We start from the raw sequence: 8,627 nt of genomic DNA, 5'->3' as shown, positions 1-8,627 counted from the left end.
CCCCGTCCATCCGCATCAGCGCGCGCGCCGCCGCTTCCCGTGCATCCGTCATGGCGCGGCCCCGGTCAGTCGCGGCGGCGGTTGCCGAAGAGGAGAACCAGCCGCAGAAGCTGCGCCACCGAAACGAGCAGCGCCGCCACATAGGTCAGCGCCGCCGCGCGGAGCACCTTGCGGGCCCCCTCCAGCTCCCGGTGGTCGAGGAAATTCGCGCCCTCGAGCGTCGCGAGCGCGCGGGAGGAGGCGTTGAACTCGACCGGCAGCGTCACGAGCTGGAAGACCGCGACGAGGGAGAAGAGCAGCAGCCCGATATCCACGAGCGTCCCCGAGAGGAAGAGCCCGGCGATGATCAGCGGGATCGACAGCTTGGAGCCGAAATTGGTGATCGGGATGATCGCGTTGCGGAAGGTGAGCGGCGCGTAACGGGTCGCGTGCTGCACCGCGTGGCCGCACTCGTGGGCCGCCACGCCGAGCGAGGCGACCGAGTCGCTGTCGTACACCCCCGCGGAGAGGCGCACCACCCGTTCGCCGGGGTCGTAGTGGTCGCTGAGCCTGCCGCCGATGCGTTCGACGCGCACGTCCGTGAGGCCGTTGTCGTCGAGGATGCGGCGGGCGGCCATCGCGCCCGTCATCCCCCGGGAGACGCGCACCCGCGAATAGCGGTTGTACGCGCCCGAAACCTGCGCCTGCGCCCACGCCGCGAAAAGCAGGGCGGGCACGACGAGGATCAGATAGTAGTAGTCAAACGGATAAAACATCAGTTACTCCCTTTCGTTGGGGATTCCCCCAGCCTGGTTCCCGCGGCGACCGGATGCCCCCGCAGGTAGTCGGCGGCGTTCATCCGGCGGCCGCCCTCGGCCTGTATTTCCACCAGCTCGACCGCCCCCTCGCCGCACGCCACGGTGAAGGACTTTCCGCCGAGCAGCTCGCCCGGCGCGCCCTTCCCCTGCGCGACGCGGGTGCGGTAGACCTTGAGCGGCTTCCCGCCGAGCGTCGTGCGCGCGACCGGCCAGGAATTCATGCCGCGCACGAGGTTGTGCACCTCCCGCGCGGGCTTCGCAAAGTCGATCTCCGCCAGCTCTTTGGAGAGCATCGGCGCGTAGCAGGAGGCCGCGTCGTCCTGCCTTTCGCGCGGGGCCTTCCCTGCGGCGATGAGCTCCACCGTCTCGGAGAGGGCCTGCGCGCCGAGGGCCGCCAGCCGCCCGTAGAGCTCGTCAGACGTCTCGTCGGGGCCGATGGGGGTCGCGCGGCGCAGGATCATATCCCCCGTGTCGAGCCCCTCGGCCATATACATCGTCGTGACGCCCCCTTCGGCGTCCCCCGAGATCACGCTCCACTGGATGGGCGCCGCGCCCCGCCAGCGGGGCAGCAGGGAGCCGTGCACGTTGACGCAGCCGTAGTCCGGCAGCTCCAAAATTTCCTTCGGCAGGATTTTGCCGTAGGCGACGACGACGATCAATTCGGGGGAAAGCTCCCGCAGAATGGAAAGCGCCTCGCCGTCCCGCATTTTCGCGGGCTGGTAAACCGGAAGCCCCCGTTCGAGCGCCAGCTCCTTGACGGGCGGGGGCGCCAGCTTGTAACCGCGGCCCCTGGGCCTGTCCGGCTGGGTGAACACCCCGGCCACCTCATGCCCGTCGTCCAGCAGGCGCGCCAGGCAGGGCGCCGCGAAATCGGGGGTCCCCATGAAAACGATCCTCATCGCGTTCCCTCCGTCATTCGGTCTCCTCGAGTTCCTCGGGGTCGAGCATCCGGTCGGCCTTATCGATAAAAAGGACGCCGTCGAGGTGGTCGGTCTCGTGGCAGACCGCCACCGCGAGATACCCCTCGGCCTCCAGCTCGAACGGCTTGCCGTAGCGGTCCTGCGCCCGCACCCTGAGCTTCTGGGGGCGGTGGACCATGCCGTACTGGCCGGGCACCGAAAGGCAGCCCTCGCCGCCGTACTGGTCCCCCTCCTGCTCGACGATCTCGGGGTTGACGAGCTCGTGCCTGCCGTCGCCCACGTCGATGACGACCGCGCGGCGCAGGATCCCCACCTGCGGGGCGGCGATGCCCACGCCGTCCCCCTTCATCGTCTCATACATATCGTCAAGCAGCGTCCACAGCCGGTCGTTAAACTCGGTGACCGGGCGGCTCCTTTTACGCAGCCGCTCGTCCCCCTCCTTGATAATCGTTCGCAGCGCCATGATTCTATCCCCTTTGTAATCTGTATGGTAATATTTCCTTATCGTTTATTCAATCGTCACATCCGGCTGGTTCCATGCGGTGAGCGTCGTCTCCGTCTCGGAGAAAAGCACGTCGCTTTTTCCGTCCACCGTCACGCTGGCCCGCGAGGTCACCCGCTGACTGACCAGCAGCCCTTCAGGATTGACGAGGTAGGTCGCGCTGCTCTCCAGCACCCGCTGGCCCTCGGGGGCCTTTTTGTTGAGTTCGGCGAGGGCCTTTTCATTCATCTCGAAGGTGTACTCGGTTCCGGTGCTCCACTCGGTCGTGGTGACGACCGCGATCCCGTTTTTCAGGCGGCTGCCGAAGGGCGCGAAGCTGCCGCCCGCTTCCCCCTGCTCCTGCCATGCGCCCCCGACGAGGGAATAGACCTTTCCGCCCTGCATCTTCATCTCGGTGACGATGGTTTCCCCCTCCATCGTGGTCTCCGAGCGGTAGACCGCGTCGGTCTGCCTGCCGCTGCGCACAAAGGTGAGCGCCTCCTCCGTCACGGCGTCGAATCCCTCGATGAGCCCCTCTTCGCTCGAGAGGGTCACCGTCACCGCGAGCTCGCCGTTTTCCAGGCTGTCGAACCGCTCCATCGCGTCGTTGACGAGGTCGGCCTCGGTCTTCTGCCCGCAGGCGGCCAGGGACAGCGCCATCAGCATGGCGAGGATTCCCACTAAAACTTTTTTCATGTCGTCCTCCAGTCGAATGTCAAATCGAGCTTTCATATTTCGGGTCCACGGTGAGCGTCACGCCGCGCAGGGCCGGCTGGGAAAAATACCAGTCCGCGACGCCGCGCAGCAGCGCGCGGGTGCGCCTGTCGTAGCGGCATTTGATCGCCATGCGGAAGCGGTACTTGCCCGCGAGCTTGACGATCTGGCTTTCACAGGGGCCGAGCACCCGCAGCGGGAGTTCGGCGTATTCCGTCTTCGCCAGGCGGGTGAACTCCGCGAGAAACCGCCGGGCGGCCTCCTTCGTCCCGGCGTATTCCAGGCCGGAGAAGCCGATCCCCACCATGTCGCAGAAGGGCGGGTAGAGGTGGATGCGGCGGCTGTCGATCTCCTCCGCGTAGAACCCGTCGTAGTCCTGCGCGGCGGCCAGCGCGATCACCGGGTTTTCCGGCGTAAAGGTCTGGATGTAGGCACGGCCCGCCTTTTCGGCGCGGCCCGACCGCCCCACCACCTGCGTGAAGAGGGAAAACGCCCGTTCAAAGCTGCGGTAGTCCTGCGCGTAGAGGGCCGAGTCGGCCGAAAGCACCCCCACAAGGGTGACGTTCGGAAAGTCGAGCCCCTTGGCGACCATCTGCGTCCCGATTATTATATCATATTTTCCGGCTAAAATATCGGAAAAATGCTTTTCATGGGAAAAACGCGCCATCGTCGTATCCATATCCATCCGCAGGATGCGCGCGTCGGGGAAAAGCTCGCAGAGCTCCTGCTCCACCTTCTGGGTCCCCGCGCCCGAAAACCGCCGGAACTTGTTGCCGCAGGTGGGGCAGCTCTCGTCCGGGCGGGCGGTGTAGCCGCAGTAGTGGCACATGAGGTGCCCGTTTGCGCTGTGGTAGGTGAGCGCCACCGAGCAGTTGGGGCAGGTGGCGACCGTCGAGCAGACCGCGCATTTGACGAGGGTGTTGTAGCCGCGCCGGTTGAGCAGGAGGATGCTCTGCTCCCCGGCGTCAAGGTTTCTTTGCAGCTCGGCGGCGAGCTGCTCGGAGAGGGAGGCGCTCTGCGCGCCGAGCGGCTGCGCCGCCATGTCGAGGATCGCCACGTCGGGCAGCCTGGCCGCGCCGTAGCGGTTTTTCAGCGTGAGCAGCTCATAGCGGCCCTCCCGGGCGCGGTAGAAGCTCTCGACGCTCGGCGTGGCCGAGGCGAGCAGCAGCAGCGCCCCCTCCTGCGCCGCGCGGAAGCGCGCCACGTCCCGCGCGTGGTAGCGCGGGGACATCTCCGACTTGTAGGTGCCCTCCTGCTCCTCGTCGATGACGATGAGCCCGATGTTTTCCATCGGCGCGAACACCGCGCTGCGGGTCCCCACGACGATCGAAGCGCCGCCGTTCCTGATCCGCTTCCACTCGTCGAGCCGTTCGGTCATCGAAAGCCCGCTGTGCAGCACCGCGACCTGCCCGCCGAAATACCGGCGGAACCGGTCGATCATCTGCGGCGTGAGGGAAATTTCCGGCACCATCATGATCACCCCGCGCCCGCCGTCGAGCACATGGCGGATGGTGCGCAGGAAGACCTCCGTCTTGCCCGAGCCGGTCACGCCGTAGAGGAGCGCGGTATGCGCTTCCCCGCTGTCCGCGAGTTCGCACAGCCGCCCGTGGGCGGCGCTCTGCTCCTCCGTCAACACGATCGCCGCAGCGTCCTCCCGCGCCGCGCCCTCCGCGTAGGGGCTGCGGTAGACCTCCCGCGTGAAGAGCCGCGCCGTCCCAGCCGAAACCAGCCGGTCGACGACCGATTTCCCGACGGCGGCGAAGTAGCAGACCTCCTTCAGCGACGCCTCGCCCACCTGGAGCAGCAGCTCGACGACCGCCTTCTGCTTGGGGCTCAGCTTCACCCGCACGTCGGAGAGCTCCCCGATCTCCCCGTCGAGCCGCACCATGACGAGCCTGCCGTCGAGCACCCGGCGGCGCACCTCCTGCGCCTTCTGGAGCGTTCCCCGCGCGCAGAGCGCCCGCAACGCGGGCGCGTCACGCCCGAGCCCGAGCGCGGCGAGGAGCGCCTCCTCCCGCACCGGCTTCCCGCGGCCCGCGAGGTAGTCGAACACCCGGCGTTCCTCCGGGTCTTCGGGCGCGGGCGCGTCCTTCGCGAGCTCATAGGTGTATTCCAGCTCCACCCCGATGCCGGGGGGCAGCAGGGCCTTCACCGCGTCAAAGTAGGTGCAGAAGGTGTTGTCCCGCAGCCAGAAGACGAGCGAAAGCAGCTTGTCCGACAGGAGCGGTTCGGGGTCGACGAGGGTCGCCAGCGGCTTGAGCCCCGCCGCGTCCGGCTCCTCCTCCACCGCGACAACCAGGCCGAACCGGGTGCGGTTGCCCGCGCCGAAGGGCGCGGTCACCCGGCAGCCGGGACGGGCGGGCATCCCCTCCGGCACGCGGTAGCTGTAGATTTTGTCAAAGCTCTGCGCCGCGTTCTCCACGACGACGCGCGCCACCAGCGGCATGGGGTCCCCTCCCTTCGCACGGATGATGGATATCCGGATTTAAAGCGCGTCCAGCATCCGCTGGAGCGCGTCGAAAAACCTTCCCGCGTGGATGCCGTCGCAGAAGGCGTGGTGCACCGTCACCGAAAGCGCCATCGTCACCCGTCCGCCCTCGCGGACGTATTTCCCCCAGGTGATGTGGGGGACCGCGTCGCCGCGGTCAAAGTCGCACGCCTGCGAGACCGACGTGAAATCGACCCACGGCAGGCAGGAGAGGTAGAGGTAGTCGTCCCGCGCCTCCTCCGAGTCGAGCAGGAAACGGTCCCCCTGCCGCGCCGACGCCTCGTCGCAGCGGCGCAGGAACCCGCCGAGGTCCTCGCACCACTCCACGCCGACGCACTTGAAGAGCTCGCCGTCCGCGCGCGGCTCGGTGAAGGAGGGGTTGACCCGCTCGTGCAGCAGCGGCCGCCCCTCCCGGATGCGCATTCGGAAGGCGGGGATCCCGTTTGCGGCGCGGGTGACGAAATACCCCATCGCGTGGTAGGAGGACCCGCCCCGCGCCTTCATGAACGCGCAGAAGCGGGTCACGTCAAGCCGCGCGCAGAGGTCGTACTGCGGGCGGTCGAGCCCGCAGAAATACCGGAACTGTTCCCCCCGGGGCCATGCGTCCAGGTCGATCCACTCCATGCCGTCACTCCTCCCGTCTCTCCTCCTGGGCGCGGCAGAGGTCGCGCAGGCGGTCGAGAATCTTTTCCGCCACCGCGTCCTTGCCCATGAGCGGCAGGCACTCCGCCCCCTCCCGCGTGAGGATGGTCACGAGGTTGGTCGCGGTGCCGAAGCCCGCTCCGTGGGTATTGAGGTCGTTGGCGACGATCATGTCCACATTCTTTTTGGCGAGCTTGGCGCGCGAGTTTTCCATGAGGTCGCGCGTCTCCATCGAAAAGCCGCAGATCACCTGTCCCAGCGTCCGGTTGTGGCCGAGGTGGGAAAGGATGTCCTGCGTGCGTTCGAGCGCGATCGTGAGGCCGCCCTCCGCCTTCTTGATCTTGTGGCTGGCCACGTCGGCCGGGCGGTAGTCGGCCACCGCGGCGCATTTGATGATGATGTCCTGTTCGGGCGCGCGGGAGACGACCGCGTCGTACATCTCCGCCGCCGAGACGACGGGCACCACCGCCACCCCGAGCGGCGGCGCGAGCGAGACCGGGCCGGAGACGAGGGTGACGGCCGCGCCGCGCCTGCGCGCGGCGGCGGCGAGCTCATATCCCATCCGCCCGGTCGAGTGGTTGGTGACGAAGCGCACCGGGTCGATCGCCTCCCGGGTCGGGCCGGCGGTGACGAGCAGGCGCACCCCCTCCAGGTCGTGTTCGGTGAGCGCCGAGCGCACCGCCTCGAAGAGCACGGCCGGGGCGGGCAGCCGTCCGCGGCCGGTGTCGCCGCAGGCGAGCGGGCCGCTGTCCGGCTCGAGCACGGTGAAGCCGAAGCCGCGCAGCGTCTCGAGGTTGCGCCGGGTGACAGGGTTGTCGTACATGCCGGTGTTCATCGCCGGGGCGACGAGCTTGGGGCAGCGCGCCGCCAGCACCGTCGTGGTGAGCATGTCGTCGGCGATGCCCGCCGCGAATTTGGCGATCACGTTGGCGGTCGCGGGCGCGATCAGCATGACGTCCGCCTTTTTCGCGAGCGCCACATGCTCGACGTCGTATTCGTAGCTGCGGTCGAAGGTGTCCACGGCGACGCGGTTTTTGGAGAGCGTCTCAAAGGTGAGCGCCGACACGAACTCGGTCGCGTTTTTTGTCATCAGCACATGCACGTCGGCCTTCGTCTTGGCAAGGTCGCTCACGAGCTGCGCGGCCTTGTAGGCCGCGATGCCGCCCGATACGCCGACCACGATCGTTTTTCCCTCAAACATTCCGATTCCTCCTCATTCCAGCGGGACCACCCGCCAGGGCGGGCCCGCGCCCTCGATCGCGTGGGTCCCCTGCGGGTTGACCTCCCAGATCGACGCGCCGTCCAGATTTTCCAGCCTGCGCGGGGCGTCCTCCCGCGTGTCGTAAAGCCAGTATTCCCGCGTTCCCATAAGGCTGCCGTCCTCCGTCTCCATGGCGTCGGAGACGACGTAGACAAACTGCACGCCGCCCTCGACGGCCCGGGTGCAGAAAAGCCCGAACCCGTAGCCGCCGTCATAGAGCTTCCGCCCGTCGTAGTCGCGCGGGGAAAAGGAAATCTCCTCTCCCGTCGCGGGGTCGTGGCGGCGGAAGCTCGGCCACACCTCGCCGTCCCGCTTTTCCATCCAGGTGCAGTCGTAGTGGGCCGCGTCGCAGGGAAGCCCGTCCCCGGAGGCGGTGTTGTCCTTCGCGACGAACCGCCATTCGCCCCCGTCGGGGCGGAACCACGCCTCGATCCCCCACTCGTAGCCCTCGTCGGTGAAGATGCCGTTGTTCCACTCCTTGAAGCCGTAGAGGCCGCCCTCCACCGGCTTGTAGCGGAAAAAGCCCGTGTCGTCGCAGATAAGCTCCCGCTCCCCCGCCGTGTTGAGGCGGTAGAGCACCCGGCGGGGCTCGCCGGGCGGCGGGTCGACGCTCGCCATATAGTAGAAGCTCTCCCCGAACGGCCAGCACTGGTAAATCCCGTAGGCGCCCGCGTCGTAGACGGTGAAGCCCTGCCAGCGCACGTCGCGGTAGTCGTCCACAAGGGAGAGGGCGTCGGCAGAGATGTCGTAGAGCAGCAGCATCGCGCCCGTCTCGAGCGCGATATGCCCGCTGCCGAGCGGGAAGGCGTTCACATAGGCGGTCTGCTTTTCATAGGCTCCCGTGGCCTCCTCCACCTCCGCCGGGGAGGCGTCGGGGAAGGCGCGCAGAAGCGTTCCGTCCTGGTCGTAGAGCGCGGCGTTCAGGAGCGTCCACTTCCCCTCCCGCTGCGCCGCGCGGGTATCCGGCAGGGTGCGCAGCACCCAGCCCTCGCCAATCGTGAGGGTGACGTCCTCCGGCGCGAGGCGCGGATCGAGCGGGGGCTCGTCGAACGCCGCGGCGCGCAGGACCTCGTTATCGAGCCCCACCCAGGTGAGGACCGCTCCGTTTTTGACCGCGGTTTCGGTCCCCGCCGCGTTCCACCTGGGGCGGGCGTAGAAATCCGCGTCATACCAGACGGGTTCCGCCGGTTCCTCCGCGCCGGGCTCGCTCAGGGCGGGCGGCTCTTCCAAAGGGGAAGCGGGCGCGGACGGCGTCTGCCTCATCAACACGCTGCTGGGCATGCGCATCGACCCGCGCACGCGCCGTCCCATCCTCGCCAACACC

General features: G+C 67.8%; 8 protein-coding genes. All 8 read right to left on the bottom strand.

Annotation, left to right across the window (positions count from 1 at the left end):
• Positions 1 to 65 precede the first annotated feature (65 nt).
• Entirely contained in the window at positions 66 to 755 is a 690-nt protein-coding gene (locus RDM88_RS10030) for a zinc metallopeptidase (RefSeq protein ID WP_308754707.1), read from the bottom strand.
• Positions 755 to 1,696: a methionyl-tRNA formyltransferase gene (gene fmt / locus RDM88_RS10025; RefSeq protein ID WP_308754706.1), complete on the bottom strand. Its 942-nt coding sequence runs from the start codon at positions 1,694 to 1,696 to the stop codon at positions 755 to 757. Before fmt ends, RDM88_RS10030 begins: the two co-directional genes overlap by 1 nt.
• A gap of 13 nt (positions 1,697 to 1,709) precedes the next feature.
• Positions 1,710 to 2,180 (bottom strand): peptide deformylase, encoded by a 471-nt coding sequence (gene def, locus RDM88_RS10020; protein WP_308754705.1) that lies wholly within the window; start codon positions 2,178 to 2,180, stop codon positions 1,710 to 1,712.
• Positions 2,181 to 2,225: 45 nt separating this feature from the next.
• A complete protein-coding gene (locus RDM88_RS10015; protein ID WP_308754704.1) occupies positions 2,226 to 2,894 on the bottom strand; it encodes a hypothetical protein in 669 nt (222 codons plus the stop codon).
• Between the two features lie 19 nt (positions 2,895 to 2,913).
• The gene (priA, locus tag RDM88_RS10010; protein WP_308754703.1) at positions 2,914 to 5,358 is read right to left on the bottom strand and encodes a primosomal protein N'; all 2,445 of its coding nucleotides are present in this window, start codon (positions 5,356 to 5,358) and stop codon (positions 2,914 to 2,916) included.
• Positions 5,359 to 5,397: 39 nt separating this feature from the next.
• Complete coding sequence (locus RDM88_RS10005) at positions 5,398 to 6,024, bottom strand: chloramphenicol acetyltransferase (protein ID WP_308754702.1); 627 nt, start codon at positions 6,022 to 6,024, stop codon at positions 5,398 to 5,400.
• A 4-nt stretch (positions 6,025 to 6,028) separates the two neighbouring features.
• Complete coding sequence (gene coaBC, locus RDM88_RS10000; protein WP_308754701.1) at positions 6,029 to 7,243, bottom strand: bifunctional phosphopantothenoylcysteine decarboxylase/phosphopantothenate--cysteine ligase CoaBC; 1,215 nt, start codon at positions 7,241 to 7,243, stop codon at positions 6,029 to 6,031.
• A gap of 12 nt (positions 7,244 to 7,255) precedes the next feature.
• Positions 7,256 to 8,627, bottom strand: a 1,372-nt coding sequence (locus tag RDM88_RS09995; RefSeq protein ID WP_308754700.1) for a hypothetical protein, incomplete at its 5' end; no start/stop codon positions are given.

The sequence above is a fragment of the uncultured Anaerotruncus sp. genome, from assembly GCF_902490045.1.
Classification (GTDB): domain Bacteria; phylum Bacillota; class Clostridia; order Oscillospirales; family Ruminococcaceae; genus Anaerotruncus.
This window is presented reverse-complemented; position numbering and strand designations above follow the sequence as displayed.

Excerpts from the sequence above, each read along its gene's own strand:
- RDM88_RS10030 (WP_308754707.1), bottom strand. The coding sequence starts at position 755 with ATGTTTTATCCGTTTGACTACTACTATCTGATCCTCGTCGTGCCCGCC.
- fmt (WP_308754706.1), bottom strand. The coding sequence starts at position 1,696 with ATGAGGATCGTTTTCATGGGGACCCCCGATTTCGCGGCGCCCTGCCTG.
- def (WP_308754705.1), bottom strand. The coding sequence starts at position 2,180 with ATGGCGCTGCGAACGATTATCAAGGAGGGGGACGAGCGGCTGCGTAAA.
- RDM88_RS10015 (WP_308754704.1), bottom strand. The coding sequence starts at position 2,894 with ATGAAAAAAGTTTTAGTGGGAATCCTCGCCATGCTGATGGCGCTGTCC.
- priA (WP_308754703.1), bottom strand. The coding sequence starts at position 5,358 with ATGCCGCTGGTGGCGCGCGTCGTCGTGGAGAACGCGGCGCAGAGCTTT.
- RDM88_RS10005 (WP_308754702.1), bottom strand. The coding sequence starts at position 6,024 with ATGGAGTGGATCGACCTGGACGCATGGCCCCGGGGGGAACAGTTCCGG.
- coaBC (WP_308754701.1), bottom strand. The coding sequence starts at position 7,243 with ATGTTTGAGGGAAAAACGATCGTGGTCGGCGTATCGGGCGGCATCGCG.